27 protein-coding genes are annotated in these 25551 nt (G+C 71.8%); 16 read left to right on the forward strand and 11 right to left on the reverse strand.

All coding sequences use genetic code 11. From position 1 onward, the window contains the following. The first annotated feature begins 82 nt into the window (after window positions 1-82). Both EV292_RS16365 and EV292_RS16370 read left to right on the forward strand, forming a co-directional pair. Window positions 83-868 (forward strand): 3-hydroxybutyrate dehydrogenase, encoded by a 786-nt coding sequence (locus EV292_RS16365; protein ID WP_132910304.1) that lies wholly within the window; start codon window positions 83-85, stop codon window positions 866-868. Continuing rightward, window positions 865-1488, forward strand: a complete 624-nt coding sequence (locus tag EV292_RS16370) for a DUF4893 domain-containing protein (protein WP_132910305.1) — start codon at window positions 865-867, stop codon at window positions 1486-1488. Before EV292_RS16365 ends, EV292_RS16370 begins: the two co-directional genes overlap by 4 nt. A 104-nt stretch (window positions 1489-1592) precedes the next feature. Here EV292_RS16370 and EV292_RS16375 read toward each other — a convergent pair whose 3' ends face one another. Both EV292_RS16375 and EV292_RS16380 read right to left on the reverse strand, forming a co-directional pair. Next, window positions 1593-2237, reverse strand: a complete 645-nt coding sequence (locus EV292_RS16375) for a hypothetical protein (RefSeq protein WP_207913449.1) — start codon at window positions 2235-2237, stop codon at window positions 1593-1595. After that, window positions 2234-3187, reverse strand: coding sequence for a cation diffusion facilitator family transporter (locus tag EV292_RS16380; RefSeq protein WP_132910306.1), 954 nt, complete (start codon window positions 3185-3187; stop codon window positions 2234-2236). Before EV292_RS16380 ends, EV292_RS16375 begins: the two co-directional genes overlap by 4 nt. 238 nt (window positions 3188-3425) lie before the next feature. Here EV292_RS16380 and EV292_RS16385 point away from each other — a divergent pair, with 238 nt between their 5' ends. Continuing rightward, window positions 3426-3941, forward strand: coding sequence for a GAF domain-containing protein (locus EV292_RS16385; RefSeq protein WP_132910307.1), 516 nt, complete (start codon window positions 3426-3428; stop codon window positions 3939-3941). Window positions 3942-3962: 21 nt separating this feature from the next. Here the strand turns inward: EV292_RS16385 and EV292_RS16390 are convergent, their stop codons facing one another. Next, window positions 3963-4244: a chorismate mutase gene (locus EV292_RS16390; protein WP_132910308.1), complete on the reverse strand. Its 282-nt coding sequence runs from the start codon at window positions 4242-4244 to the stop codon at window positions 3963-3965. A gap of 102 nt (window positions 4245-4346) precedes the next feature. On the opposite strand from EV292_RS16390, the gene EV292_RS16395 reads away from it, so the two are divergent. Then, window positions 4347-5357, forward strand: coding sequence for a polyprenyl synthetase family protein (locus EV292_RS16395; RefSeq protein WP_132910309.1), 1011 nt, complete (start codon window positions 4347-4349; stop codon window positions 5355-5357). Window positions 5358-5389: 32 nt separating this feature from the next. Here EV292_RS16395 and EV292_RS16400 read toward each other — a convergent pair whose 3' ends face one another. From EV292_RS16400 to EV292_RS16410, 3 genes are all read right to left on the reverse strand, one after another. Then, window positions 5390-6343 (reverse strand): cation diffusion facilitator family transporter, encoded by a 954-nt coding sequence (locus tag EV292_RS16400; RefSeq protein ID WP_132910310.1) that lies wholly within the window; start codon window positions 6341-6343, stop codon window positions 5390-5392. Window positions 6344-6685: 342 nt separating this feature from the next. Then, window positions 6686-8341, reverse strand: a complete 1656-nt coding sequence (gene recN, locus EV292_RS16405) for a DNA repair protein RecN (RefSeq protein WP_132910311.1) — start codon at window positions 8339-8341, stop codon at window positions 6686-6688. A gap of 60 nt (window positions 8342-8401) precedes the next feature. Beyond that, entirely contained in the window at window positions 8402-9385 is a 984-nt protein-coding gene (locus tag EV292_RS16410) for an outer membrane protein assembly factor BamD (protein ID WP_132910312.1), read from the reverse strand. 115 nt (window positions 9386-9500) lie between these two features. Between EV292_RS16410 and EV292_RS16415 the strand changes: the two genes are divergently transcribed. From EV292_RS16415 to EV292_RS16430, 4 genes are all read left to right on the forward strand, one after another. Then, window positions 9501-10325 (forward strand): class I mannose-6-phosphate isomerase, encoded by an 825-nt coding sequence (locus EV292_RS16415; protein WP_132910313.1) that lies wholly within the window; start codon window positions 9501-9503, stop codon window positions 10323-10325. A gap of 108 nt (window positions 10326-10433) precedes the next feature. Further along, a complete protein-coding gene (locus EV292_RS16420; RefSeq protein ID WP_132910314.1) occupies window positions 10434-11150 on the forward strand; it encodes a PAS domain S-box protein in 717 nt (238 codons plus the stop codon). Window positions 11151-11312: 162 nt separating this feature from the next. After that, the gene (locus EV292_RS16425; RefSeq protein WP_132910315.1) at window positions 11313-13550 is read left to right on the forward strand and encodes an SPOR domain-containing protein; all 2238 of its coding nucleotides are present in this window, start codon (window positions 11313-11315) and stop codon (window positions 13548-13550) included. Beyond that, window positions 13547-14719, forward strand: coding sequence for a deoxyguanosinetriphosphate triphosphohydrolase (locus EV292_RS16430; protein ID WP_243693818.1), 1173 nt, complete (start codon window positions 13547-13549; stop codon window positions 14717-14719). The genes EV292_RS16425 and EV292_RS16430 overlap by 4 nt, the downstream gene beginning before the upstream one ends. A 245-nt stretch (window positions 14720-14964) precedes the next feature. Here the strand turns inward: EV292_RS16430 and EV292_RS16435 are convergent, their stop codons facing one another. Next, window positions 14965-15252, reverse strand: a complete 288-nt coding sequence (locus EV292_RS16435) for a hypothetical protein (RefSeq protein WP_132910316.1) — start codon at window positions 15250-15252, stop codon at window positions 14965-14967. 177 nt (window positions 15253-15429) lie between these two features. Between EV292_RS16435 and argS the strand changes: the two genes are divergently transcribed. After that, on the forward strand, window positions 15430-17157 hold the full coding sequence (argS, locus tag EV292_RS16440; RefSeq protein ID WP_132910317.1) for an arginine--tRNA ligase: 1728 nt from the start codon (window positions 15430-15432) through the stop codon (window positions 17155-17157). Then, on the forward strand, window positions 17157-17894 hold the full coding sequence (locus EV292_RS16445) for an SPOR domain-containing protein (protein WP_132910318.1): 738 nt from the start codon (window positions 17157-17159) through the stop codon (window positions 17892-17894). The genes argS and EV292_RS16445 overlap by 1 nt, the downstream gene beginning before the upstream one ends. A 10-nt stretch (window positions 17895-17904) precedes the next feature. On the opposite strand, the gene EV292_RS16450 is transcribed toward EV292_RS16445, so the two are convergent. After that, on the reverse strand, window positions 17905-18759 hold the full coding sequence (locus tag EV292_RS16450; protein WP_132910319.1) for a MipA/OmpV family protein: 855 nt from the start codon (window positions 18757-18759) through the stop codon (window positions 17905-17907). 129 nt (window positions 18760-18888) lie between these two features. On the opposite strand from EV292_RS16450, the gene EV292_RS16455 reads away from it, so the two are divergent. From EV292_RS16455 to tatC, 6 genes are all read left to right on the forward strand, one after another. After that, on the forward strand, window positions 18889-19890 hold the full coding sequence (locus EV292_RS16455) for a glycoside hydrolase family 3 N-terminal domain-containing protein (protein ID WP_132910320.1): 1002 nt from the start codon (window positions 18889-18891) through the stop codon (window positions 19888-19890). Window positions 19891-20136: 246 nt separating this feature from the next. Beyond that, a complete protein-coding gene (locus tag EV292_RS16460) occupies window positions 20137-20871 on the forward strand; it encodes a ScpA family protein (protein ID WP_132910321.1) in 735 nt (244 codons plus the stop codon). Further along, window positions 20868-21437, forward strand: a complete 570-nt coding sequence (scpB, locus tag EV292_RS16465) for an SMC-Scp complex subunit ScpB (protein WP_132910322.1) — start codon at window positions 20868-20870, stop codon at window positions 21435-21437. The genes EV292_RS16460 and scpB overlap by 4 nt, the downstream gene beginning before the upstream one ends. A gap of 26 nt (window positions 21438-21463) precedes the next feature. Continuing rightward, a complete protein-coding gene (locus tag EV292_RS16470; RefSeq protein ID WP_132910323.1) occupies window positions 21464-21703 on the forward strand; it encodes a twin-arginine translocase TatA/TatE family subunit in 240 nt (79 codons plus the stop codon). Window positions 21704-21729: 26 nt separating this feature from the next. After that, window positions 21730-22167, forward strand: coding sequence for a Sec-independent protein translocase protein TatB (gene tatB / locus EV292_RS16475; RefSeq protein WP_132910324.1), 438 nt, complete (start codon window positions 21730-21732; stop codon window positions 22165-22167). Next, window positions 22164-22943, forward strand: coding sequence for a twin-arginine translocase subunit TatC (tatC, locus tag EV292_RS16480; RefSeq protein WP_132910325.1), 780 nt, complete (start codon window positions 22164-22166; stop codon window positions 22941-22943). Before tatB ends, tatC begins: the two co-directional genes overlap by 4 nt. Before the next feature lie 300 nt (window positions 22944-23243). Here tatC and EV292_RS16485 read toward each other — a convergent pair whose 3' ends face one another. The 3 genes from EV292_RS16485 to EV292_RS23165 all read right to left on the reverse strand — a co-directional run bounded on the left by EV292_RS16485 (window position 23244) and on the right by EV292_RS23165 (window position 25430). Continuing rightward, window positions 23244-23378: an entericidin A/B family lipoprotein gene (locus EV292_RS16485; RefSeq protein ID WP_132910326.1), complete on the reverse strand. Its 135-nt coding sequence runs from the start codon at window positions 23376-23378 to the stop codon at window positions 23244-23246. 274 nt (window positions 23379-23652) lie between these two features. After that, window positions 23653-25266: a sensor histidine kinase gene (locus EV292_RS16490; protein WP_132910327.1), complete on the reverse strand. Its 1614-nt coding sequence runs from the start codon at window positions 25264-25266 to the stop codon at window positions 23653-23655. Window positions 25267-25271: 5 nt separating this feature from the next. Beyond that, on the reverse strand, window positions 25272-25430 hold the full coding sequence (locus EV292_RS23165; protein WP_243693819.1) for a NepR family anti-sigma factor: 159 nt from the start codon (window positions 25428-25430) through the stop codon (window positions 25272-25274). Window positions 25431-25551: the final 121 nt, after the last annotated feature.

The following is a 25551-nucleotide window of genomic DNA, read 5'->3' on the forward strand; positions in this document are numbered from 1 at the left end:
CGGCATGAATGCGCGCGGGGGCGGACGGGTTGCAAGCGGGCCGGCACGCGCGGAAGAGCGTCGGGGTGGAGGAGGCGAACGGATGATTCTGACGGGGAAGAGCGCGGTGGTGACGGGGTCGACCTCGGGCATCGGGCTCGCGATCGCGCGCGCGCTGGCGCGCGAGGGCGCGAGCGTGATGATCAATGGCTTCGGCGATGCCGACACGATCGAGCAGGCGCGGAACGAGCTGGCCGCGGCGAGCGGCGCCGAGGCGCTTCATGACCCCGCCGACATGACCCGTCCCGGCGAGATCGCGGCGATGATCGAGCGCGCGCACGCCGCCTGGGGCGGGCCGGACATCCTGGTCAACAATGCCGGGATCCAGTTCGTCTCGCCGATCGCGGACTTTCCCCCGGAGAAATGGGACGCGATCCTCGCGGTCGGGCTGAGCGCGCCCTTTCATGCGATCCGCGCCGCGGTGCCGCACATGCGCGCGCGCGGCTGGGGTCGGATCGTGTCGACCGCCTCGGCGCACAGCCTCGTCGCCAGCCCCAACAAATCGGCCTATGTCGCGGCCAAGCACGGGCTGGTCGGTTTGACCAAGACCGTCGCGCTGGAGACCGCGGCGGACGGCATCACCGCCAATTGCGTTTCCCCCGGCTATGTCTGGACGCCGCTGGTGGAGCAGCAGATCCCCGCGACGATGGCGGCGCGCGGGCTGACGCGCGAGCAGGTGATCGACGACGTGCTGCTCTCCGCGCAGCCCACCAAGGCGTTCGTCACCCCCGAGCAGGTCGCGGCGCTGACGCTGTTCCTGTGCGGCGACGCGGCCAGCGCGATCACCGGCGCCAACCTGTCGGTCGACGGCGGCTGGACCGCGGCATGAGGCGATCCGCGGTGCTTGTCCTGCTGGCGACGCTGACCGGATGCGGCGACACACCGCCGCCGCGCCTGGTCCCGCCGCCGGCGGGGGCCGACTGGCGCCACGCTGCCACGCCCGCCGACCGCGCGCGCCTGCGCTCGTGGCGCGCGACGTGGCAGCGCGCGCTGGCCGACGCGCGCCGGACCGCGCCGGCGGAGATCGCGGCGCAGGGCGCGCTGTTCGAGCCGGCGCGCGGGCTCGATCAGCCGGTGCCGCCGGTGGGGCAATATGCGTGTCGTGTGTTCAAGCTCGGCGCGCGTCGACCGGGCGCGCGCGACTATGTCGATTATCCGCCCTTCGCCTGTCGCGTCGCGAGCGATGCGGCGGGAACGCTCCGCCTCGAGAAGCTCTCCGGCTCGCAGCGGCCGGTCGGCGTGATCTATCAGGACAACGGCCTGCGCGCGGTCTTCCTCGGCACGCTGATGCTCGGCGACGAGACCCGGCCCTTCGCTTATGGTCGACAGCCAGCGCGCGACCTCGCCGCCTGGCTCGAGCGGATCGGCCCTGCGCGCTGGCGCCTGATGCTGCCCCAGCCGGCGTTCGAGTCGCTGCTCGACGTGGTGGAGCTGGTGCCGGCGGGGTGACGCTGGCGTGTGAACCGGCGGGGTGCTCCTGCGAACGCAGGAACACGGATCGGCCGGGGTGAATCAGGCTCTCACGCCGCCACGCGTCGCGCCACCGCTGCGCCTCAGTCGCTGGCGGGTTCGGCCTTCTTGCCGGGCATCGTGCCGGGCGTCGACACCGGTACCTCGACCGGCACGACCGCCTCGAGCGGGGGAAGCGCGGCCAGGAAGCTGCGCCCGTCCTGCTCGATCACGCGCACCTGCGTCGGATTGGCCGCGGCGACCGCGCGCAGGTAACTGGTCGGCTTCTTCATCAGCTTGGGGAAGTCGACCTGCGCCAGCCCCGCGCGCCGCGCCGCCTCTCGCACGAACGTGACGCAGTTGCGCTTGCCCAGATTGTAGGTCGAATCGCCGGTCGTCGCATCCCACTCGCGCACCAGGGCCAGGATCGCGGCATATTGCGCGTCGCTCAGCGTCACCGCGAAGCGCACCTTGCTGCCCTGCATGTAGAAGAGCGTGGGCCGCTCGATCCGCCCCGCGACATTGCCGAACAGGATCGCCGGCGAGATCGACCGTGCGGTGAAGCCATAGCTGGCATCCACCGGCGCGCCGCCCGCGACGGGCGTGCCGCGCAACTGGAAGAAGCTGTGCGGGAAATAGCTGCCGAAGTCGCGGCTCCAGAAGGTCATCGTCACCGCCGCGTGCGCGGGCATCGCGACCAGCGCGAGCAGCAAAGCGGCGAGCGGCGCGCCGACGTGACGCACGGTCACGCGTCCGCCTCGGGGCGCAGCGCGGCGGCGTCCTCGCGCCGCTCCGGGCGGATGTAGATCGAGGACAAGCGCGGCTCGGCGGCGCGGAGCTGGTCCTCGATCGACTCGATCATCCGCTCGCCTTCGCCCATCGTCAGCGCATCGTCGAAATCGACGCTCAGCGCGACGAAGATGCTGTCGGGCGCGGTGTGGATCGTGCGGACGTGATTGACCGCGGTGACCCCGCGCTGCCGCTCCACCACCTGACGGACGCGCGCGATCACCGCGGGATCGGCGCGCTCGCCGATCAACAGCCCCTTGCTCTCGCGCGCCAGCAGCACCGCCACCAGCGCCAGGACCAGCCCGATCGCGATCGAGGCCAGCCCGTCGATGCGCGGATCGCCATAGGCATGGCTCGCCCACACCCCCACCGCGGCGATCGCCAGCCCGGCCAGCGCGGCGCTGTCCTCGAACAGCACCATGAAGCCGGGAGGATCCTTCGATTCACGGATCGCGCGCCACCAGCTCGCGTCGCCCTTGGCGGCGGCGAACGCGCGCATCGCGATGAACCAGGACGTGCCCTCCAGCACGACCGCGACCGCGAGGACGATGTAATTGAGCAGCGGGTCGGCCAGCGGTTCGGGGGTGCGCCAGTGGCGCCAGCCCTCGTAGATCGAGACGCCCGCGCCCACCGCGAAGATCAGGATCGCCACCACGAACGACCAGAAATACAGCTCGCGGCCGTAGCCGAACGGATGCGCCGCATCGGGCGCGCGCCGCGCCTTGTGCTGGCCGTAAAGCAGCAGGATCTGGTTGCCGCTGTCCACCAGCGAATGCACCCCCTCGGTCAGCATCGACGACGATCCCGAGATGCCGGCGGCGACGAACTTGGCGATGGCGATGCCGACATTGGCGGCGAGCGCGCCGTAGAGGACGATGTTCTCGCGCAGGCGCGCGGCGAGCGTGGCCATTCGATCTCCCTCGGGCGGCGCCGGACGGTCCGCTGATGGTCGCAACGCGCGAGCCGGGCAAGGTGCCGCGCCGGTGACGCGCGGTCGGCTGCGATCGGCTCTGCTCCGGCCTTCGCGTGCCCGTGTGGAGCGATCGGGGCCATGACCATGGTCGATCGCTCTCATTTCGGCGGCGATACGGAGTTATCCTCCTTCGATCATTGGATTATCCAGCCTCCTCCGGGTGAGGGGAAGCGCCATGGGGATCACCGTGTTCGAGCCGGCGCCGACACCGGACGACGAACCCAGCCGCCAACGCGAGGTGGAACAGTCCGGCGCGCTCGCGCTGCGCGGCGACACGGCGCTCCAGTCGCTGGTCGAGGACGTGCGCGAGACGCTCCAGGCGAGTGCGGCGGCGGTGTCGATCGTCTACAAGGAATGGCATTATGTGCTGGCGGGGAGTGGCCTTGCCGCGGGGGCGTACAGCCGGCGCACCTCGCTGTGCGGCCATGCGATCGTGACGCCGGGCGAGCTGTTCCTCGTGTGCGACCTCGCCGCGGACGATCGCTTCGCCGGCCATCCGACGATGAGCGAGCGCGAGCCGCTGCGCTTCTACGCCGGCGCGCCGCTGCGCGCGTCCGCCGGGCCGGCGTTGGGCACCTTGTGCGTGTTCGACCGGTCGCCGCGGCGCGATCTCTCCGCGGGCGATCGCGCCTATCTGCATCGTCAGGCGGGGATGGTGGTCGCGCGGCTCGACCGCGCCTCCCCGCGGTGACGGCGACGCGCGGCGTCGGGCTCAGCCGCTCTGTGCGGCACGATGGTGGCGGATCACCTCGTCGATGATGAAGCGCAGGAACTTCTCGGAGAATTCCGGGTCCAGCTCGGCCTCCTCGCTGAGCCGGCGCAGCCGCGCGATCTGCGCCTCCTCGCGCCCGGGGTCCGCCGCGGGCAGTCCCGCGGTCGCCTTGTGCGCGCCGACCGCCTGGGTGACCTTGAACCGCTCGGCCAGCAGGCAGACGAGCGCGGCATCGATATTGTCGATGCTCTTGCGATAGCGTTTCAGCACGTCGTCCGTCATGGCTCGCCTCCCTCGCGCGCGCGGCCTCCATGCTGATCAAGGTGGATCAGGGCAAGCCCGCGCTTGCGTTGCGCGCGTGCGAGCCCCTAAGGGCGAGGGTAGATGAGCGCCACTCTCCACCGTCTCGCCGGCACGTCGCCGTCGCTCGATCCGATGATCGACCTGGTCGCCGACGACATGGCGTCGGTCAATCGCGTGATCGTCGACCGCATGCGCTCGGAGATCCCGCTGATCCCCGAGCTGGCGGGGCATCTGATCGCGGGCGGGGGCAAGCGGCTGCGGCCGATGCTGACGCTCGCGGGCGCGCGGCTGCTCGGTTACGGGGGAACGCGGCACCATCTGCTCGCCGCCGCGGTGGAGTTCATCCACACCGCGACCCTGCTCCACGACGACGTGGTGGACGGCTCCGACCTGCGCCGCGGCAAGCGCACCGCCAACATCATCTGGGGCAATCCCGCCAGCGTGCTGGTCGGCGACTTCCTGTTCTCGCGCTCGTTCGAGCTGATGGTCGAGGGCGGCAGCCTGCGCGCGCTGGAGATCCTGTCCAATGCCAGCGCGGTGATTGCCGAGGGCGAGGTCAACCAGCTCACCGCGGTGCGCCGGATCGACCTGGGCGAGGAGCGCTATCTCGACATCATCGGTGCCAAGACGGCCGCGCTGTTCGCCGCCGCCTGTCGGATCGCGGCGGTGGTGGCGGATCGCGGCGACGCGGAGGAGAGCGCGCTCGATTCCTATGGCCGCAATCTCGGGATCGCCTTCCAGCTGGTCGACGACGCGATCGATTACACCAGCGACTCGGGCACGATGGGCAAGGACGCGGGGGATGACTTCCGCGAGGGCAAGATGACGCTACCCGTGATCCTCGCCTACGCGCGCGGCGGCGAGGACGAGCGCGCCTTCTGGCGCGACGCGGTGGCGGGGCGGCGTGCGGGCGACGAGGATTTCGCCCAGGCGGTGGCGCTGGTGCGCCAGTCGCGCGCGGTGGACGACACGTTCGCGCGCGCGCGCCATTACGGTCAGCGCGCGATCGAGTCGCTCGCGATCTTCCCGGAGAGCGCCGCCAAGGACGCGATGATCGAGGCGGTCGAGTTCGCGGTGGCGCGCGCTTATTGAGCGCGTGGCCGGGACGCTTCCCGGTCGCCCGCTCAGACGCGGCGTTCGTCCCCCAGCGCGCAGGGCGCGCCGGTCTCGACCTGGATCGTGGCATGGCCGATCCCGAACCGCGTGTGGAGCATGTCCTGCGCCGCATGGAGGAAGCCGTCGCCCGGGTGACCGCCCGGCATGCAGAGATGCGCGGTGAGGCTCGGCTCGGTGGTCGACATCGGCCAGATGTGGAGATCGTGGATCCCGGACACGCCCGGCAGCGCGGCGAGCGCGGCGCGGACCCCGTCATAGTCGATCCCGCGCGGCACCGCCGACAAGGCCATCTCCACCGTCTCGCGCAGCAGCCCCCAGGTCTGCCAGAAGATCACCGCGGCGATGACGAGGCTCACCGCCGGATCGATCCAGCCGAAGCCGCTGAGATAGAGGGCGATCCCGGCCACCACCACGCCGGCGGAGACGAGCGCGTCGGCGAGCATGTGGAGATAGGCACCGCGGATGTTGACGTCGCCCTCGCGCCCGCGCGCGAACAGCCAGGCAGTGACCGCGTTGACCGCGATCCCCGCACCGGCGACGAGCGAGACGGTGAGCCCGGGCACGTGCTGCGGCGCGCCGAAACGATGCACCGCCTCCAGCGCGATCGCCCCGATCGCGACGAGCAGCAGCAGCGCGTTGGCGAGCGCGGCGAGGATGGTCGAGCCCTTGAGCCCATAGGTGAAGCGCTTCGACGGTGTCGCGCGCGCCAGCGTCGCGCCGCCCCAGGCGACCGCAAGGCCGAGCACGTCGGAGAGATTGTGCCCCGCGTCGGCGAGCAGCGCCATCGATCCGAAGGCGAGCCCGGCGGCGCCCTCGGCGACGACATAAGCGAGGTTGAGCCCGATCCCGATCGCGAAGGCGCGATCCCAGCGCTCGGGCGGGGCGTGATGGTGGTGGCCGTGCGAATCGTGGTCGTGGTGGTGATGCGCGTGCGCGTGCGCGTGGTGGTGACCGTGGCCCATGCAGCGGCGTCTACCATCGCCGGGGCGGGCCGCGCCAGCGGTGCGGTGACGCTGGGTGGAGGGGGCTCTCCGCTAGGGTGTGATCCACCTGGCTTGAACCAGCGCCGTGCTCCTGCTTTCGCGGGACCTTTGCGAAACCTTCCGTCATCCCGGACTTGGTCCGGGATCCACCGTGCCGCGGACCGCCGGTGCGTTGCTCTCGCGGAAGCGTGGATCCCGGAACACGTCCGGGATGACGGTAGCGGCGGAGCGTTGCGCGGCTTTTGCAAAGGTCTCGCGTCCGCAGGAGCACGGTTCAAGCGAGATGAGTGACGTCGAGCGAATCGCTCGCCGCCCCCGTCCTCACGCGGTCTCGAGCAGCCGCTCCGCCTGCGCGCGCGCCTCGTCGGTGACGGTCGCGCCGGAGAGCATCCGCGCGATCTCCTCGCGGCGCTCGACCGCGTCGAGCGGGCGGACGCCGGTGCGCGTCACCACCCCGTCGCTCGACTTGGCGATCAGCCAGTGGGTGGCACCGCGCGCCGCCACCTGCGGGCTGTGCGTCACCACCAGCAGCTGGGTCGCCTGCGCCAACCGCGCGAGCCGCTCGCCGATCGCGCTCGCGACCGCGCCGCCGACCCCGCGGTCGATCTCGTCGAAGATCATCGTCGACGCGCCGCCTTCCTGCGCCAGCGCCACCTTGAGCGCGAGGATGAAGCGCGACAGCTCGCCGCCCGACGCGATCTTGGCGAGCGCCGCGAAGGGCGCGCCCGGGTTGGTCGCGATCTCGAACTCGACGCGGTCGCGTCCCGCCGCGGACCAGTCGCTCTCGGCCAATGGCGCCACCACGGTGCGGAAGCGCGCGGCGTCGAGCTTGAGCGGCGCGAGCTCGGCCGCGACCGCCGCGTCGAGTCGCGTCGCGGCCTCGCCGCGGGTAACGCTCAGTCCCGCCGCCGCGGCCTCGTAGCGCGTGCGCGCCTGCGCCACGTCGCGCTCCAGCCCGGTCAATCCTTCCTCGCCGGCGTTGAGTTGCTCGAGCTGCGCCGCCAGGTCGCCCGTCAGCGCGGCCAGCTCGTCGGGCTGGACGCGATGCTTGCGCGCCATGCCGCGCAGCTCGAACAGCCGCGCCTCGTCGTCCTCGAGCTGGCGCGGGTCGTACAGCAGCGCCGCCGCGGCCTCGCGCAGCCGCTCCTCTGCGACACCCCCCTCGATCAGCGCGCGATCCACCGCGGACAGCGCGTCGGTCAGCGCGGGATGATCCTCCGCGATCCGCTCCAGCACGCGCGCGGCCTGGCGCAGGTGCGTCAGCGCGCCGTCGCCACCGTCGAGATGGTCGGTCACCGCGTTGAGGTCGTCGGCGACCTTCTCGGCGCGCTGCATCGCGCGGCGGCGCTCGGCGAGCGTCTCCTCCTCGCCCGGCTCGGGTGCGAGCGCGGTCAGTTCGGCGACCGAATGTTCGAGCCACTCGCGGTCGCGCTGGGCGGCGGCGATCCCCTCGCGCGCCGCGTCGAGCGCGCGCTCGGCGGACCGCCATGCCGCATGCGCCGCCGCCACCGCGCGCGTGTCGCTGCGCGCGAAAGCGTCGAGCAGCGCGCGGTGGCCCGCCGCGGCGAGCAGGCCGCGATCGTCGTGCTGGCCGTGGATCTCGACCAGCAGCGCGCCGATCTCGCGCAGCAGCGCGGCGGAGGCGGGCTGGTCGTTGACGAAGGCGCGGCTGCCGCCGTCGGCCTTGACGATGCGACGGATGATGAGCGGCTCGCCGGGATCGAGATCGAGCCCGTTGTCGGCGAGCAGCGCGGCGGCGGCGGGCGGTGCGTCGAAGCTGGCGGTCACCACCGCCTGCGCCGCGCCGCTGCGCACCAGCCCGCTCTCGCCGCGGCGCCCGAGCGCGAGCCCGAGCGCGTCGAGCAGGATCGACTTGCCCGCGCCGGTCTCGCCGGTCAGCACGCCGAGGCCCGGCCCGAATTCGAGCTCGAGCGCCTCGATCAGCACGACGTCACGGATGGATAGCGCGGTCAGCATCGGCCTGCGCTCCTTAGCGGCGATTCGCGCGTCTGTTTACCCCGTTTGTTCCGCGCCGCGTTACTGCGGGCCGGTCGGGGTGGTGGCGGGCGTGTCGGTGACCGCGCCGGGCGCGGTGCTGCCCGAGGGATTGTCGCCCCCCGTGGTGGTCGGCGTCGTCGGTGCGGGCGCCTCGGCGCTGGGCGGCGGCGCGGTCGCCTCGCCCGGCACGCCGGGACGCGTCGCCACCGGCACGATCAGCTCGCCGGGCGCGAGCGGCGCGATCGGCTTGGCAGGATATTGCTGCATCAGCTTGTACGCGCGCTGGTACCAGTCGCTGCCGGGGTAATTGGCCCCGAGCACCGCCGCGGCCTTCTCCGCCTCGGGGCGGACGCCCAGCGCGAGATAGGTCTCGGTCAGCCGCATCAGCGCCTCGGGCGCGTGAGTCGTGGTCTGATATTGGTCGACGACGCGGCGGAAGCGCAGCGTGGCGGCGAGCCATTGGCGGCGCCGCTCGTAGAAGCGCCCGATCTCCATCTCCTTGCCGGCGAGATGGTCGCGCACCAGGTCGATCTTGAGCCGCGCGTCGGCGGCGTAGCGCGTGTTGGGATAGCGCCGCGTCAGCTCGCCCAGCGCGTCCTGCGCCTGCTGGGTGATCTTCTGGTCGCGCGTGACGTCGTTGATCTGCTCGTAATAGCTCATCGCGACGAGGTAATAAGCGTAAGGCGCGTCGCGGTTGCCGGGGTGGACCGAGAGGAAGCGCTGCGCGCCCTGGATCGCCTGGGTATAGTCGCGGTTCAGGTAGTAGCTGAACGACCCCATCAGCTGCGCGCGCCGCGCCCAGATCGAATAAGGGTGCTGGCGCTCGACCTCGTCGAACAGCGCCGCCGCTTCCTTGTAGCGCCCCTGATCGAGCCGCAGCTTGGCGGCGGAATAGAGCGTGCCGACGTCGCGCGCGACATAGGGCAGATCGGCGCGGTTGCGGTTGCCCGCACAGCCGGCGATCGGAAGCGCGAGCGCGGCGACGAGACCCAGCGAGAGCGGGCGGAAAAGGGGGGTACGCATCGACCCGGCTCTTAGCTTAAGGAGGTCGCGGCGAACAACGGCTTTCGCGCGGACGCAACACGCCGCGTGGACGACACGTTGTCGCCGCACTCTCGCTCGCACCCAAGGAGTTCGCATGCCCGCCACCCTGCTCGCCACCAAGCGCGTCGAGAAGCCCTGGGGCCGGCATCACCTCTTCCCCGGCTTCCCCGATCCCGCGCCCGATGCCGCGCCGATCGGCGAGATCTGGTTCCAGTCGCCGCATCCGGAAGAGCCCGAGCTGCTGATCAAATATCTGTTCACCAGCGAGAAGCTCTCGGTGCAGAATCATCCCTCCGACGAGGAAGCGCACAAGCGCGGCCTGCCGCGCGGCAAGGACGAATGCTGGACGATCCTCGCCGCCGAACCCGATTCGACGATCGCGCTCGGCCCGCTCCAGCCGATCACGCGCGAGGAGCTGCGCAGCAGCGCCGAGGACGGCAGCCTCGAGCACAAGCTCGACTGGCGCCCGGTGAAGGCCGGCGACTTCCTCTATTCGGAATCGGGCGTGATCCACGCCATCGGCGCGGGACTGACGGTGATCGAGGTGCAGCAGAACTCGGACACCACCTATCGACTGTTCGATTATGGTCGCCCGCGCGAGCTGCACCTCGACGACGGCGTCGCGGTGGCGCACCTAGACCCCTACGTCCCCTACGCCTCGCCGGGGGAGGTCGCGCCGGGGCGCACCATCCTGGTCGAAGGGCCGAAGTTCGTGCTGGAGCGCTGGACCGGCGGCGCGCGCGAGATCGTCCTGCCCGAAGGCGCGACCGGCTGGCTCGTCCCGATCCGCGGCACGGGGGTCGTCGGCGGGGTGGAGTGGAAGGCGGGCGAGTGCGTCACCGTGACCGGCCACGAGCAGCTCCACGCCTCCAACGACGCCGACCTGCTGTTCGCCTACCCGGGTACGCGCCGCCTGTGACCCGTGTGGCGGTGCCGCTAACATAGGCTAAGTTGCTGGAAATCATATCCAGAGTAAATCTTCTTTGCTCCATTCCCACGTGTTCCATGTTAGCGATACGCATCAGCGATGAAGCGCATCGCGGGCGTGGACACGGGGGTGGAGATGGATCGCGCGGCATCGCGCAGCCTGATGAGTTGCCTGACCGACGAGCAGATGCGGCTGGTCGACGCGGACGACGATTATATCGCGATGCTCGGTTACGACCGTGACAGGCTGATCGGGCGCAGCATCTTGGAGATCACGCACCAGGACGATCGCACCGTCAACCGCCAGCGGTCCGAGGCGCTGCTCGCCGGGGGCGAGCCCTATTCGATCACCAAACGCTATATCGCGGCGGACGGCAGCGCGATCTGGGTCACCAACCACGTCAGCCTCTTCTACACCGGCACCAACCGTCGCCAGCTCGCCACCGTGGAACTGCTCGAGACACCGCGGGTCGAGGACCAGCGCCGCCTGCTCCGCGTCGCGGCCGAGCGGATCCTGGCGAAGCGGCGGCTGCGCACGCAGTATTTCCAGGGCGAGATGTTCGGCGAACCCGCCTTCGACCTGCTGCTCGACCTGTTCGTGCAGCAGGTGTCGGGGCGGCAGACCTACACCACCAGCGCGGCGGTCGCCTCGGGCGCGCCGCTGACCACCGCGCTGCGCCAGATCGCGATGCTGGTCGATCGCGGGCTGGTGACGCGCGAGGCCGATCCGGTCGACCGCCGCCGCGTGCTGCTGCGCCTCACCAGCGAGGGATCGCAGCAGATGTGGGACTATCTCGCCGCGGCGGAGAAGATCTGACCGCCCGCCACGTTTCATCGCCGGACTGGCGCGCTTCATCGCAGCGCGGCGAGGCGTGTCATTGCCGGTTCAGTCGCCAATCGGTCTAGACGGCGCCCCGGCCCGGCGACGGGCCACAGTCGATTCCGTCGGCGTCACCGCCGGCGCGGAGTGAAGATTCGCATGACCGACGTCCCTCGACCGCGACCGGGACGCACGCTCGCCGCCGCGTTGACCCCGTTGGCGCTCGCCACCGCGCTCGCCGCGGCCGCGCCAGCGCTGCCGGCGCGCGCGCAGGCGATCATGCCCGCCGCCAACCCCGATGCCGACCGGCTCGCCGACCTGGTACGGCGGATCGGCGCGTCGCCGCGCGATCTCTCCGCGCTGGTCGAGGCGGGCGAATTGTCGTTCAAGCTGGGCGATGCCACCGCCGCGGCGGCGCTCTACAAGCGCGCCGAGGCGATCGACCCGCGCAACGCGCGCGTGAAGGGCGGGATCGCGCGCATCCTCGTCGCCGGCGAGCGCCCCGGGGAGGCACTGCGCTATTTCGACGAGGCGCAGCGTTATGGCGCGGTGATGGCGCGCTACGCCGACGATCGCGGGCTGGCCTATGATCTCATCGGCGAGCAGGAGCGCGCGCAACGCGACTATCGCCTCGCGCTCGCGCAGGGCGGGGGGCAGAGCGACGAGCTCGACGAGATCCGTCGTCGCTACGCGCTGTCGCTCGGCATCTCGGGGCGGCAGCAGGAGGCGCTGGCGGAGATCGACGCCCTGCTGCGCCGCTCCGACCGCGGTGCGTGGCGCGCGCGGGCCTTCATCCTGGCGATGGGCGGCGACGTCGCCGGTGCCAACCGGATCGCGACCGGCATGATGCCGCCGGGCATGGCGCAGGGGCTCGCCGCCTTCTTCCAGCGGCTGCCGACGCTGAACGCCGCCGACCGCGCCTTCGCCGTGCATTTCGGCGAGGTGGCGCCGACCCCGGCGCGGCTCGCCGACGCGCGCATGGTGCCGGTGCTGCCCGTGCTCGGCGCCGATCCTTACGCGCCGCGCCGCGTCGAGGTGGCCGCCGCCGCGCCCGCGCCCGCCGCGACCAAGCCGCTCTCGCGCGGCGAGCAGCGCCGCCGCCTCAAGGAAGCCGAGCGCCAGCGCCAGATTGCCGCGCGCGCTGCCGCCGCGGCCGCGCGCGCCCGGCCGCCGAGCCGCCAGGTCGCCGCCGCGGCGCCCGTCACGGCCACGCCGCCGGTCGCGCCGCCGGCCGCCGTCACCGCGACCGCCTCGCCGCCCATGTCGACGCCGGCGGCTCCGGCGCCCCAACTCGCCGCCGCGACGCCGCCCGTCGCCGCACGCGCGGCCCCGCCTCCCGCGACCGCGCCGACGTCGACACCGGCGACCGCGACCGCGAACGTTGCGGGAGCGCGGCCCGCCGGCGCACCGGTGCAGGGTACGCAGCTCGCCGCCGCGACGCCGCCCCCGTCGACCGCACCGCGGCCGACCGGCAGCGCGATCCCGCCTGCGGCAACGACGCCGCCCGCGCCCTCGGTGGCGGCGGCGGCGGCGCGGCCGACCCCGCCGCGGCTCGGCGAGGATTCGATCCTCGCCCGGATCGTCGCGGGCATCTCGGTGCCGGGGGCCGAGCTGGGCGTCACGCCGATGCCGGGGGCGCAGCGCGTCGTTGCGGTGGCGGCGCCGCCCGCGCCCACCGGCGCGTCGATCGAGGAGGCGGCGCGCGCGGCGGAGCGCAACGTGGCCGCCGACGAGCAGAAGCGTCAGCGGCTCGCCGAGGCCAAGCGGGTCACCACGCGCGAGGTCGCCGCCGACGCGCCGGCCGAGCCCGTCCGCGGCCAGCGGCGCCAGCTCGCCGCCGCCGACGCGAAGCGGTCGGCCCGCGACGCCGTCGAGGAGGCTCCCGCCACGGGCAAGCGCGCGCGCGGGACCGTCGCGAACGAGGACGCGTCGACGCGGGGCGCCGGGCGCAAGGTCGCGGACCGCGCCGACGCGACCAAGTCCAGCGCAGGCAAGTCCAGCGCGGGCAAGACCGGGGACGAGCGCGCCACCGCGAGCAAGAGCGGCAAGGCGGACGGAACCGCGAAGACAGACAGGGGCGACAAGGCGGAAAAGGCCAACAAGTCGGCGCGCACGACGCGCGACGAGCCGCCGCGGATCTGGGTGCAGGTCGCGGGCGGCGCCAATGCGGACGATCTCGGCAAGGCGTGGAAGGCGGCGCAGGGCAAGGCGCCCGCGCTCGCGGGAAAGCGCGCCTACACCACGCCGCTGCGCGCCACCAACCGCGTCGTCACCGGGCCGTTCAAGACCGAGGCCGAGGCGCGTGCGATGGTGAACACGCTCGCCAAGCAGGGACTCTCCGCCTTCACCTTCACCAGTGAGGCGGGGCAGAAGGTCAGCCGGCTCGACGCCAAGTGATCGTCGCCACGACGCCCGCTCCCTGGGCCGCCGATCCCGCGCGCAGCCGCGGTCGGCTCCATCCCGAGCAATCGGGCGACCGCGGCCCGCGCGACGCCTTCCAGCGCGACCGCGACCGCATCATCCACTCGATCAGCTTCCGTCGGCTGCGCCACAAGACCCAGGTCTTTCTCGCCCCCGACGGCGACCATTTCCGCGTCCGGCTCACCCACAGCCTCGAGGTCGCGCAGATCGGACGGACGATCGCGCGCGCGCTCGGCCTCAACGAGGATCTCACCGAGGCGCTGTGCCTCGCGCACGACATCGGCCACCCGCCGTTCGGCCATGCCGGCGAGGACGCCTTGCGCGACGCGACGCGCGCGCATGGCGGGTTCGATCACAACGGCCATACGCTGCGCACGCTGATGCGGATCGAGCGGCCGTATCCGCGCTGGCCCGGGCTCAACCTCAGCTGGGAGACGCTGGAAGGGCTGGCCAAGCACAATGGCCCGGTGCGCCATCCGGGCTGGGCGCTCGCCGAGGCCGATCGCGACGCCGCGCTCGCGCTGGACACCTATGCCTCGCTGGAGGCGCAGGTGGCCGCGCTGGCGGACGATATCGCCTATGACAATCACGATATCGACGACGGTCTGCGCGCGGGGCTGCTGACGCTGGATCAGATCATGGCGGTGCCGTTGGTGGCGGCGGGCTGGGCGCGGGTCGCGGCGCGGTTCAGCGACGTGCCGCGGGCGCGGCTCGCGGGGGAACTGATCCGCAGCCAGATCGGGGCGATGGTCAACGACCTGATCGAGGAATCGCGACGCCGGATCGCGACGGCGGGGGTGGCGAGCGTCGACGAGGTGCGCGCCGCGGGGCGCGCGCTGATCGCCTTCTCGCCCGCGATGGCGGGGGAGGAACGCGCGCTCAAGCGCTTCATGTACGCCAACCTGTACCACCATCCGCGCCAACTGGCGGCAGCGGCCGCGGCGGCGCAGGTGGTGACGGCGCTGTTCGCCGCCTATCGCGACGACCCGGCGCGCCTCCCCGAGGAGTGGCGCTCGCGCCTGCCCGAGGGCGAGCCCGGCGTCACGCGCCATATCGCGGACTTCATCGCCGGGATGACCGACCGCTACGCGATCGCGCGCTATCGCGAGGTGGTCGGCGCGATCGACCTGCCCGACGGCTTCTGATCGGCCCGACAGGTACGTAGAGAGGCGCGGTACAGCGACGGCATAGGCCGCACGGTCGACCGTGTATCCGGCCTGGGCTCACGCCACCGGAACCTTCGCCCCGCGCCCGCGACGTCCGAGAAGTCGCTTCACGACGTTGAAGGGACTTGTGTCCGACGGGCGCCGCCCGGCTCACCCGCAGCGGGTGAACCGAAGCGAATGCCCGCGCGGTCACCCTCCAGCGCGGGAGGGTGACCGCCAAGTCCTCAGTTGGTCGCGCCGCTCGCGTTGGTCGGCAGCGGCTGCGCGGCGCGGAACGAGACCGGCACGCCATTGGCCTTGCCCGAGACGCGGTCGCCGTTCACCACCAGGCGGAAGCGGGCACCACGGCCGACCTCATGCCCCTCGATCACGGTGCGCTGCGCGTCGAGCGCACTGGTGGTGTAGACATAGGTGTGACCGTCGCGCGTGAAGCTGCGCTCGGCCGGGGCCGCGCCGGCGGCGGTGGCGAGCAGCGCGGTCGCGCCGGCGACGATGAGCGAGAGAGTCCGCATGATCGATGCTCCTGCTTGGGGGCGTGCGCCCGTTTGATGCGATGCAACATGAATGTTGCGCCGCAGCGTGTGCAAATGTTCGTTCCGCAAACGTGATTGCAGGGCGTGCAGCCGTGGCCGCGGGGCACGCGCGTGCGTTTTGCGTCACCCCCGCGCTTCGGCTAAGGCGCCGCGCCTATGACGCTCTTCACTCGCTTCGCCGCTCACGTCGACGCCGCGCTCGACGCGCTCACCGCCGCCGGCACGCTGCCGGCCGGGCTCGACCGCCGCAACGTCACGGTCGAGCCGCCGCGCGATCCCAGCCACGGCGATCTCGCCACCAACGCCGCGATGGTGCTCGCCAAGCCCGCCGCGACCAACCCGCGCGCGCTCGCCGAGGCGCTGGCGGGCGAGCTGCGCGCGCTGCCCGACGTGGCCGAGGTGAGCGTCGCCGGTCCCGGCTTCATCAACCTGCGGCTGCGCGACGACGTGTGGCGCGACGAGATCGGCGCCATCCATGCGGCGGCGGCGGATTACGGTCGCTCGTCCGGCGGCGAGGGCGTCACCGTCAACATCGAATATGTCTCGGCCAACCCGACCGGTCCGATGCACATGGGGCATTGCCGCGGCGCGGTGGTGGGCGACGCGCTCGCCAGCCTGCTCGAGTTCGCCGGCAACAAGGTGGTGCGCGAATATTACGTCAACGACGCCGGCGGGCAGGTCGACGTGCTCGCGCGCTCGGCGCACCTGCGCTACCGCGAGGCGCTCGGCGAGGATGTCGGCGCGGTGCCCGAGGGGCTGTATCCCGGCGACTATCTGATCCCGGTCGGCCGCGCGCTCGCCGAGGAGTTCGGCGACCGCTACGCCGCCGCGCCGGAAAGCGACTGGCTCGCGCTGTTCCGCACGCGCGCGGTGGCGGCGATGCTGGTGCTGATCCGCGACGACCTCGCGCTGCTCGGCATCCACCACGACCTGTTCTCGTCCGAGGCGGAGCTGCAGGCGGCGGGCAAGCCCGAGGCGGCCGAGGCGTGGCTGCGCGCGCGCGATCTCGTCTTTGACGGGGTGCTGGAGGCGCCCAAGGGCGAGACCCCCGAGGATTGGGAGCCGGTCGAGCTGCCGCTGTTCCGCTCGAGCCGCTTCGGTGACGACCAGGACCGGCCGATCAAGAAGTCGAACGGCAGCTGGACCTATTTCGGCGCCGACCTCGCCTATCATTTTCAGAAGGCGCAGGGCGCCGACCAGCTGATCGACATCTGGGGCGCCGACCATGCCGGCACGGTGAAGCGCATCCAGGCCGCGGTCGCCGCGCTGACCGAGGGCAAGACCCGCTTCGACGTCAAGCTGGTGCAGATGGTGCGGCTGCTGCGCGGCGGCGAGCCGGTCAAGATGTCGAAGCGCGCGGGCAATTTCGTCACGCTCGCCGACGTGGTGCGCGAGGTCGGCAAGGACGTGGTGCGCTTCACCATGCTGACGCGTCGCAGCGACGCGCAGATGGACTTCGACTTCGCCAAGGTGGTCGAGGCGTCGAAGGAGAATCCGGTCTTCTACGTGCAGTACGCGCACGCGCGCGTCCATTCGCTCCACCGCCGCGCCGCGGAGGCGGGGATCAGCGCCGAGGCGGCCGATCTGTCCCGGCTTGATACGGAGGAGCTCGCGCTGGTGAAGCGCGCGGCGCAGTTCCCGCGCGTGGTGGAGACCGCCGCGGCGGCGCGCGAGCCGCATCGCATCGCCTTCTATCTCTATGATCTCGCGGCCGAGTTTCATGCGCTCTGGAATGTCGGCAATGACCGGCCGGAGCGGCGCTTCCTCGTCCCGGAGGATGCTCGGGTCACCGCCGCGCGCTTGTCCTTGGCCGGCGCGATCGGCCAGATTATCCGCAATGGCCTCGCCATCATGGGCGTGGAGGCGGTCACGGAGATGCACTGATGTCGAGGTCTCAGTCGTTCGCGCGCGGCGACGAGGACCGGCTGCCCTGGCTCGAGACGGTCGAGCCCGACGAGCCCGAGGGTGCGCCCGTCGGCCGCGTCGTGCTGCTCGTGCTGCTCGGGCTGGCGGTGCTCGGCGCGGTGCTGTTCGGCCTGTACCATTATCAGCGTAGCGCGGGCGGCGAGGGCGGGCTGATCGCCGCGCCCGCGGGCGACTATAAGGTCCGTCCCGACGAGCCCGGCGGTCTCAAGGTCGAGGGCGAGGGCGATTCGGCGATTGCCGCGAGCGCGGGCAGCAACACCGCGGCCGCGATCGATCTGAGCGCGGTGCCCGAGACGCCGATCGTGCGCCCGGGTGCGACGCCGGCCGCCGCGCCGCCGGCCCCGGCGCCCGCGCGCGGGGCGGCGAGCGTCAGCGCCTCCGTGCCCGAGGCGAGCGCGCCGCTGCGCGCCGCCCGCCCGGTCGCGGCGCCGACTGCCCGCGTCCCCGGCGCGGGGTCGGGCGGCGCGCAGGTCCAGCTCGGTGCGTTCCCGACGCAGGCGGCGGCGAACGCGGCGTGGAGTGCGATCGCCAAGCGGTTCGGCTATGTCGCCGAGCTGGAGAAATTGGTGCAACCCGCCACGGTCAACGGGCGCAACGTCTACCGGCTGCGCGTCAACGCGGGCAGCCCGCGCGCCGCGACCGATCTGTGCGGTCGCCTCAAGGTGGCGGGCGAACCCTGTTTCGTGACGGGCTGAACCGTCGTCGTCAGCGGATCGAGAAGGTGTAGCTCAGCGCGATCCCGGCCGAGAGCTGATCGCGCGAATCCACCCGGCGGATCACCGGGGAGCGCGCCGCATCGTCCACCAGCCGCTGGTACATCGCCTGCGCCTGCACGCCCCAGCGCGGCGTGAGCGCGTAGATCACCCGGCTGGTCGCGCCGAGCGACTGGACGCCGGCACCCGGCGAATAGGTGGCGAGCCCGGTGCGCGCCGCCGCCTCGGGCGAGACGCCGAACCAGGCGCGCTGGTAGCGCGCGTCCGCCAGCGTGACCCGCGGCCCGAGCGACACCAGCCAATCGTCGCCGTCGCGGCGGACATAGTCGAGCCCGAGCTGGCTGATCCAGCCGCCATGCCCACCCAGCCCCTTGCGCACGTCGCCGCGCCAGCGCAGCCGGTCGCTCGTCCAGGTCTGCGCATAGCCGCCCAGCTCGACCGTGCGCGCCACCTCGGGCAGACCGACGAGCAGGTCGTCGGCGCGCCGCCGCCCCTCCAGCCGCATCACCGGCCCGAACTCGGCCGCGCCGCGACGCAGCAGCGCGATCGCATTGCCATCGCCGGGGGCACCGAAGCGGAACGGCGCGTCGCCGCGCGCGCGCGACAGGTTGAGCATCGGGGTGAGCCGCAGCGAATCATTGCCGGGGAAGCCGGGCTGGAGCTGCGGCCCGAGCGCCGCCCGGATGCGCAGCGGCTCGCGTCGCACGCGCTGTTCCGGCTTGGTCGGGATCAGCGGCTGGTCCGCGGCGACGTCGGGCGCGCGCGCATCGGGCGGACCGGCGCGCTCCTGTGCGGCGACGGGGACGGCGGCGGCGAGAAGCAGCGGGCCGGCGGCGCGATATGACATGCGGATCCCTTCGACACCCCCGTGTGACCTGGATCAACGCCTTGGCCGCCTTCACGGGTCCGCCACCGCGGGACGGCGGTGCACGAGGGGATTTCCCACGGCGCGTGTGGCACTCTACAAGCCGCGCGCATGAAGCCCGTCATCTTCGGCCTGTCCGGCCTCGAGCTCAGCGCGTCCGAGCGCGACTTCTTCCGCGCCGCGCGCCCCGCGGGCTATATCCTGTTCAAGCGCAACGTGGCGGATCGTGCCCAGCTGCGCGCGCTGACCGACTCGCTGCGCGCGCTGGAGGGGCGCGACGACGTGCCGATCCTGGTCGATCAGGAGGGCGGGCGCGTGGCGCGGCTGGGGCCGCCCGAGTGGCCCGCCTTCCCGGCCGGGCCGGCGTTCGACCGGCTGTACGAACTCGCCCCGATTTCCGCGATCGAGGCGGCACGCGCCAACGCGCACGCGCTGGGGCTGATGCTCGCCGAGGTGGGGATCACGGTCGACTGCCACCCGATCCTCGACGTGGCGCGCGCCGACACGACCGAGGCGATCGCGTCGCGCGCCTTCGGCGGCGAGCCGATGCGCGTCGCCGCCATGGGCCGCGCCACGCTGGAGGGGCTGGCCGCGGGCGGCGTCGTGGGCGTGGTCAAGCACATGCCGGGGCACGGCCGCGCGCTGCTCGACACGCACTATCACCTGCCGACCGTCACCGCCGCGGCGGAGGAACTGGAGGACGATCTCGCCCCCTTCCGCGCGCTGGCGCACGCGCCGATGGGGATGACGAGCCATATCGTCTTCGAGGCGTGGGATCGCGAGCGGCCCGCGACGCTCTCGCCGGTGGTGATCGAGCAGGTGATCCGCGGGGCGATCGGCTTCGACGGGCTGCTGATGACCGACGACATCGACATGAAGGCGCTGTCGGGCACCGCGGGCGACAAGGCCGCGGGCGCGATCGCGGCGGGCTGCGACCTGGTGCTCGACTGCTGGGCGCGCATGCCCGAGATGGAGCAGATCGTCGAACGGCTCGACGACATCGCGCCGGTGTCGCTGGCGCGGCTGGAGCGCGCGATGGCGACGCTGACCCCGCCCGCGGGCGACCTGGCGGCGCTGCTGGACACGCGCGACCGGTTGCTGGCGCTGGTGTAGGCGCTCACTTCGCTGCCTGTTCCCCGGCGGAAGCCGGGGTCCAGGTGGGAAGGCCGTCGTGGAGCACACCAGCGTCCCCCACCTGGGCCCCGGCTTTCGCCGGGGAACAGGAGCGTGTGAGGGAAGGGCAGCGCCTACGCCCCGGCGTCCCCCTCAGCGCCCCCTCTAGCCGCGCCCCGAGTCACGTGCCACGGTGCGGCGCATGTGTCGCGTCAGCGCCTTGCCCTCTCGCCCCGGCGCCATCCGGTGAGCGACGCGCCCGAGCAGCTGACGCTCGATCTGGAGGGCTGGGAAGGGCCGCTCGACCTGCTGCTGTCGCTCGCCCGCGCGCAGAAGGTGGACCTGCGCGAGATCTCGATCCTCGCGCTGGTCGAGCAATATCTCCGCTACGTCGAACGCGCGCGCGTGCTCCAGCTCGAGCTCGCCGCCGACTATCTCGTGATGGCGGCGTGGCTGGCCTATCTCAAGTCGGCGCTGCTGCTGCCGCGCGACCCCGAGGTGGAGCCCGACGCCGACGAGCTGGCGATGCGGCTGCAGCTGCGGCTCGAGCGGCTCGACGCGATGCGCGACGCCGGCGCGCGGCTGATGGCGCGCGACCGGCTGGGGCGCGACGTCTTCCGCCGCGCCGCGCCCGAGGGGCTGCGCGTGGTGCGCAAGGCGCAGTGGACCGCCGACCTCTACGAGCTGATGACCGCCTATGGCCGCGTCTCGGCGCGCTCGCGCCCGGTGATGCACGTCGTCCACGACCGCGAGGTGATGACGCTGGAGGCGGCGATCGCGCGCGTCGCGGCGCTGGTCGGCAGCGCGATCGACTGGCGCACGATCGAGGCCTTCCTGCCCGAGCAGGCGAGCGTCGCGCTGCGCCGCTCGGCGCTGGCGTCGAGCTTCCTCGCCGCGCTCGAGCTGGCGCGGCAGGGGCGGGTCGAGCTGCGGCAGGAGGCCCCGTTCGCGCCGCTCTACCTGCGGCGGCCGGCGGCGTGAGCGCGGCGATCGAGCGCGCGGTGGAGGCGGTGCTGTTCGCCAGCGCCGAGCCGCTGTCGATCGATTCGCTGCGCGCCTATGTCGGCGACGGCGACATCCGCGCCGCGATCGCCGCCGTGGCCGAGCGCTACCGCGGTCGCGGCGTCGAGCTGGTCGAGCGCGGCGGGCGCTGGCATTTCCAGACCGCGCCCGATCTCGCCCACCTGCTGCGCCGCGACCGCGAGGAGGTGCGCCGGCTCAGCCGCGCCGGGATCGAGACGCTCGCGATCATCGCCTATCACGAGCCGGTCAGCCGCGCCGAGATCGAGGCGATCCGCGGCGTCCAGGTCGCCAAGGGGACGCTCGACGTGCTGATGGAGGCGGGCTGGGTCCGCCCCGCCGGCCGGCGCGAGGTGCCGGGGCGCCCGCTCATTTATGCCACCACCCCCGAATTCCTGTCACATTTCGGGCTCACCAGCCGACGCGACCTGCCGGGCATCGACGATCTGCGCGCCGCGGGGCTGCTCGATCCGGTCGATCTCGCCTTCGAGCAACTCGCGGTGGAAAAAGACGCCGACGACGACTAGATGACACGCAATTAGGAGATTCCGTCATGGGCAGCTTCAGTCTTCCGCATATCCTCATCCTCGCGATCGTCGCGGTCCTGCTGCTCGGTGGCGGGCGCTTCTCGAACCTGATGGGCGATGTCGCCAAGGGCGTGAAGAACTTCAAGAAGGGCATGGCTGAGGAGGACGCCGAGGATCGCGCGCCCAAGCCGCGCATCGAGGCGCAGTCGAGCGCCGAGCCCGCGTTCGATCGCGACGCCGACCGAGTCCGCGAGGAGCGGCGCTGATCCCTCGCACCCGGCCGGCACGCTGAATGTTCAACATCGATTCGTCCGAGTTCCTGCTGGTCGCGCTGGTCGCGCTGGTGGTGATCGGCCCCAAGGACCTGCCCAAGGCGATGCGGGTGGTCGGCTATTGGGTCGGCCGCGCGCGCGCGGTCGGGCGCCAGTTCCGCGCCGGCTTCGACGAGATGGTGCGCGAGGCCGAGCTGGAGGAGATGGAGAAGAAGTGGAAGGCGGAGAACGAGCGGATCATGCGTGAGCACCCGATGATCCCGCCGCCCCCGCCCGAGCCCGCGTCGGGCGAGCACGCGCCCGCGCAGATCGAGCATACGCCCACGGACGCGTCCTTGGCCCCCCCGCACGGCGCGCCGGCGCACGAGGATCACCCGCCGGTGATGGTCGAACAGCCGCGCGTCGTGCCGGGTGCGCCGGACGTTCCTCCGGCGGCTGACAGCAAGGCCGCGTCGTGAGCGAGGTCGTCGACGAGCTGGAAGACAGCCGCGCGCCGCTGCTCGACCATCTGCTCGAGCTCCGCCGCCGCCTGCTCTATTGCATCGCCTCGGTGGTGCTGGCCTTCGCGGTCTGCTGGTATTTCGCCGAGGACATCTTCGCCTTCCTGGTGCAGCCGCTGCTGACCGCGGGGCAGAAGACGCTGATCTACACGCAGCTGTTCGAGGCCTTCTTCGTCCAGGTGAAGGTCGCCTTCTTCGCCGCGATGATGATCTCCTTCCCGGTGATCGCGATGCAGCTGTGGCAGTTCGTCGCGCCCGGCCTGTACCGCAAGGAGAAGCGCGCGCTGCTGCCCTTCCTGCTGGCGACGCCGCTGCTGTTCCTGCTCGGTGCCTCGATGGCTTATTATATCGCCATCCCGATGGCGCTCCACTTCCTGCTCGGCTTCTCCGGCACGGTCGGCGGGGTGCAGCAGCAGGCGCTGCCGGCGATGGGCTATTATCTCAGCTTCGTCATGCAGTTCCTGTTCGGCTTCGGCGCCGCCTTCCTGCTGCCGGTGCTGCTGATGCTGCTCGAGCGCGCCGGCATCGTGACGCGCAAGCAGCTGATCGGCGCGCGCCGCTACGCGATCGTCGGCGCCTTCGCCATCGCCGCGGTGCTGACGCCGCCCGACGTCGGCTCGCAGCTGCTGCTCGCGATCCCGCTGGTGATCCTCTACGAGCTGGCGATCGTCGGCATCTGGTTCACCGAGCGCAAGCGCGCGCGCGAGACGGCGGCCGCGGTCGAGGCGGAATAGGGGGCGGTTACCCCGCGCTCAGGGCATTTGCCTCCAACGATCAGCCGTCATCCCGGACTTGTTCCGGGATCCACGGGTCCGCAGGAGCAACGTCTTGGGAGCGCGCGGCACCGTGGATCCCGGAACAAGTCCGGGATGACGACGGATGATGGGCCTCCCCCGCGTCGTGCCACGGCATCGTGCGACGGCGCCGTGCAAGGAAGCCTCCTTCCAGCGCTCTCGACACCACGTCACCCCATAGCAAAAGGCGGGCCGCGTTATCGCGACCCGCCTCCCGTGCGACCCTCGAAGGGATGAAGATTACTTCGTCTTGTCGGCCGCCGTGCTCACCGCGTCGCCTGCCGACGACACGTCCTTGCCGACGCCACCGACCGTGTTGCACGCCGCCACCAGAACCGCGCCGGCCAGAGCCGCGACCGTCATCATCTTACGCATGGACTGCCTCCTAGAAGATCATCGCGACAATGCGCGACAACCGCGATCGTTCCGCGCGTGCAATAGCGTGCGGCGAGCGAAGCGACGGATCTGAAAGGATAAAGGCCCGGAAGCGTCACCGGGGGGGGGGAGGGGTGGACGCTTCCGGGCCTATGTCGCGGACAGCGAGAGCGGGGGGGCATAAAGTCGCTGTCCGGGTAGCTGAACGGCCACTCCCGGGAAGGGTTCCGAGCGCCCGCCGCATTTTTTTCCAAAGCCGAATCTTTCGAGCGACTTACTCGCTGCCCGTCACCGCGATCGCGATCTCATAGGCGCCCGACAGCGGGTCATGATCGAGCGATGAGCGCAGTTGGCGCGTCAGCCCCTCGATCACGCGCCCGTAGCGATGCCCCAGCCCCTCGCGCAATATGTCGCTGTCCACCAGCGCGCGCGACGACAGCCGCAGCATCGCCCGATCGCGCGCGCCGTCGGCGAGCGGCTTGAGCGAGATGCGCAATTGCGCCTCGGGCACGCAGGTCATCGCCAGTTCGACCAGCTCGGTCACCAGAAAGGCCACCGCCACCGCGACGTCCTGCGTGACATAGAAGGGGTCGATGTCGAGCACGATCCCGATCCGCGTCCCCTCGGGCGCGGTGGCGCGGATGCTCGACGCCAGCTCGCCCAGCACCGAGCGCAGGCCGACCCCGCGATTTTCTTCCATCTCCGCGAAATGATAGCGGTGCACCACCGCCAGCGCGTCGACCCGGCGCTGGATCGAGGCATAGGCCTGGGTCGCCTCCGCACTCTTGGCGCCGCGGGCGTGGAAGTTGATGAGGCTGGAGATGACCTGGAGGTTGTTCTTGACGCGGTGATGGACCTCGCGCGTCAATTTCGTCTGGCGCACCAGCCCCTCCGCCAGCCCGGCCTCGTGCAACGCGACCGTGCGGCTGAGCGCGCGGAACGTGTCACCGAGATCGCGGATCTCCTGCGCGGGCAAAGCGCGGAACAGCGCCGGGTCGGGCTGGTCTCCGGGCGCATAGGCCGCGATGCTGCCGCGCAGCGCGCGCAGCGGCGCGATCAGCAGGCGGTCGACGACGAACCAGCTGATCGCGGCGGCGAGCGCCCACATCAGCAGCGGGAGCGCCAGCGCGATCAGGAGCGGCGAGCTGATCGGCGCGCTGCGCACCTGCATCTCCAGCGCGAGCCCCGCGATTGCGAGATCGTTGCGCGCCGCCTCACGCCGCTCGAACGCGCTCTCGCGCGCGAGCGGATCGAGCTCCAGCCGCTGGTTGCCCAGGGTCAGCGTCGAGCCGTAATCGAGCGCGAAGCCACTCGGGCGGCTGAGTTGCTGCAGGAAGGCGGCGGGAAAATAGGCGGCGGCGGTGACGCCATTGTTGCGCCCGGCGATGCGCAGCATCAGCCCGCGCCGCCCCCCGGTCGCGGCATCGACGATCCGCGCGCTGATCACGGCCGGCTCGGACTGGCGCGCGAAGGCGGCGGCACCGGGGAAGGGCTCGCCGCAGATCGGCAGGCCGCGGCGATCGAGGATCACGAAGCTCGTCCCCGCCGCCGATTGCTGGGCGAACACGCCTTGCGTGCGCGCGCAGCTCGGCGCGTCGCCGTGATCGGCGTTGAGCGCGTCCACCGCGACCCGCAAGGCGGTCATGTCGCCCACCAGCTCGATCGCGATCGCGCGGCTCGCTTCGGCCGCGGCCACGCGCAGGTGCGAGCGCAGCTCGGTGTCGGCGATCTGGGTCACGCGCAGCGTCGCGAAGATCGCGATCAGCGCCAGCGGCAGCAGCGCGATGCTGAGGATCAGGAACAATTTGGCGCCGGTCGGCCAGCGACCGACGAACTCGCCCCGCCCCGCGGACGGGCGCGGGACGTCAGCGGCCGGGGACGCGGCCACTTCGGTCAGTCAAGCTTGCCGAGCAGGGAGAGCAGATCGTCGGGCACGGCTTCCTCGACGGTCTTCTGATACACGGAGCGCAGCGCCGAACCCATGTCACGATTCTTGGAATGCGCGGCGGGGGCCTTGCTCGGCTTCTCCGGCGCTTTCTTGTCCGACGTCAACGCAAACCCCCCAAGACAACCCGGCCCCAGCGACCGCTGGGCGGGTCGAGCGGAACACGATGGAACATTCGTATGCAGCTGGCACGGTTGACCGCGCTCGGCGGATGAAACCAAATAGCCC

The organism is Sphingomonas sp. BK235 (assembly GCF_004345855.1).
GTDB lineage: Bacteria > Pseudomonadota > Alphaproteobacteria > Sphingomonadales > Sphingomonadaceae > Sphingomonas.

Excerpts from the sequence above, each read along its gene's own strand:
- EV292_RS16365 (WP_132910304.1), top strand. The coding sequence starts at position 83 with ATGATTCTGACGGGGAAGAGCGCGGTGGTGACGGGGTCGACCTCGGGC.
- EV292_RS16370 (WP_132910305.1), top strand. The coding sequence starts at position 865 with ATGAGGCGATCCGCGGTGCTTGTCCTGCTGGCGACGCTGACCGGATGC.
- EV292_RS16380 (WP_132910306.1), bottom strand. The coding sequence starts at position 3,187 with ATGGCCACGCTCGCCGCGCGCCTGCGCGAGAACATCGTCCTCTACGGC.
- EV292_RS16385 (WP_132910307.1), top strand. The coding sequence starts at position 3,426 with ATGGGGATCACCGTGTTCGAGCCGGCGCCGACACCGGACGACGAACCC.
- EV292_RS16390 (WP_132910308.1), bottom strand. The coding sequence starts at position 4,244 with ATGACGGACGACGTGCTGAAACGCTATCGCAAGAGCATCGACAATATC.
- EV292_RS16395 (WP_132910309.1), top strand. The coding sequence starts at position 4,347 with ATGAGCGCCACTCTCCACCGTCTCGCCGGCACGTCGCCGTCGCTCGAT.
- EV292_RS16400 (WP_132910310.1), bottom strand. The coding sequence starts at position 6,343 with ATGGGCCACGGTCACCACCACGCGCACGCGCACGCGCATCACCACCAC.
- recN (WP_132910311.1), bottom strand. The coding sequence starts at position 8,341 with ATGCTGACCGCGCTATCCATCCGTGACGTCGTGCTGATCGAGGCGCTC.
- EV292_RS16410 (WP_132910312.1), bottom strand. The coding sequence starts at position 9,385 with ATGCGTACCCCCCTTTTCCGCCCGCTCTCGCTGGGTCTCGTCGCCGCG.
- EV292_RS16415 (WP_132910313.1), top strand. The coding sequence starts at position 9,501 with ATGCCCGCCACCCTGCTCGCCACCAAGCGCGTCGAGAAGCCCTGGGGC.
- EV292_RS16420 (WP_132910314.1), top strand. The coding sequence starts at position 10,434 with ATGAAGCGCATCGCGGGCGTGGACACGGGGGTGGAGATGGATCGCGCG.
- EV292_RS16425 (WP_132910315.1), top strand. The coding sequence starts at position 11,313 with ATGACCGACGTCCCTCGACCGCGACCGGGACGCACGCTCGCCGCCGCG.
- EV292_RS16435 (WP_132910316.1), bottom strand. The coding sequence starts at position 15,252 with ATGCGGACTCTCTCGCTCATCGTCGCCGGCGCGACCGCGCTGCTCGCC.
- argS (WP_132910317.1), top strand. The coding sequence starts at position 15,430 with ATGACGCTCTTCACTCGCTTCGCCGCTCACGTCGACGCCGCGCTCGAC.
- EV292_RS16445 (WP_132910318.1), top strand. The coding sequence starts at position 17,157 with ATGTCGAGGTCTCAGTCGTTCGCGCGCGGCGACGAGGACCGGCTGCCC.
- EV292_RS16450 (WP_132910319.1), bottom strand. The coding sequence starts at position 18,759 with ATGTCATATCGCGCCGCCGGCCCGCTGCTTCTCGCCGCCGCCGTCCCC.
- EV292_RS16455 (WP_132910320.1), top strand. The coding sequence starts at position 18,889 with ATGAAGCCCGTCATCTTCGGCCTGTCCGGCCTCGAGCTCAGCGCGTCC.
- EV292_RS16470 (WP_132910323.1), top strand. The coding sequence starts at position 21,464 with ATGGGCAGCTTCAGTCTTCCGCATATCCTCATCCTCGCGATCGTCGCG.
- tatB (WP_132910324.1), top strand. The coding sequence starts at position 21,730 with ATGTTCAACATCGATTCGTCCGAGTTCCTGCTGGTCGCGCTGGTCGCG.
- EV292_RS16485 (WP_132910326.1), bottom strand. The coding sequence starts at position 23,378 with ATGCGTAAGATGATGACGGTCGCGGCTCTGGCCGGCGCGGTTCTGGTG.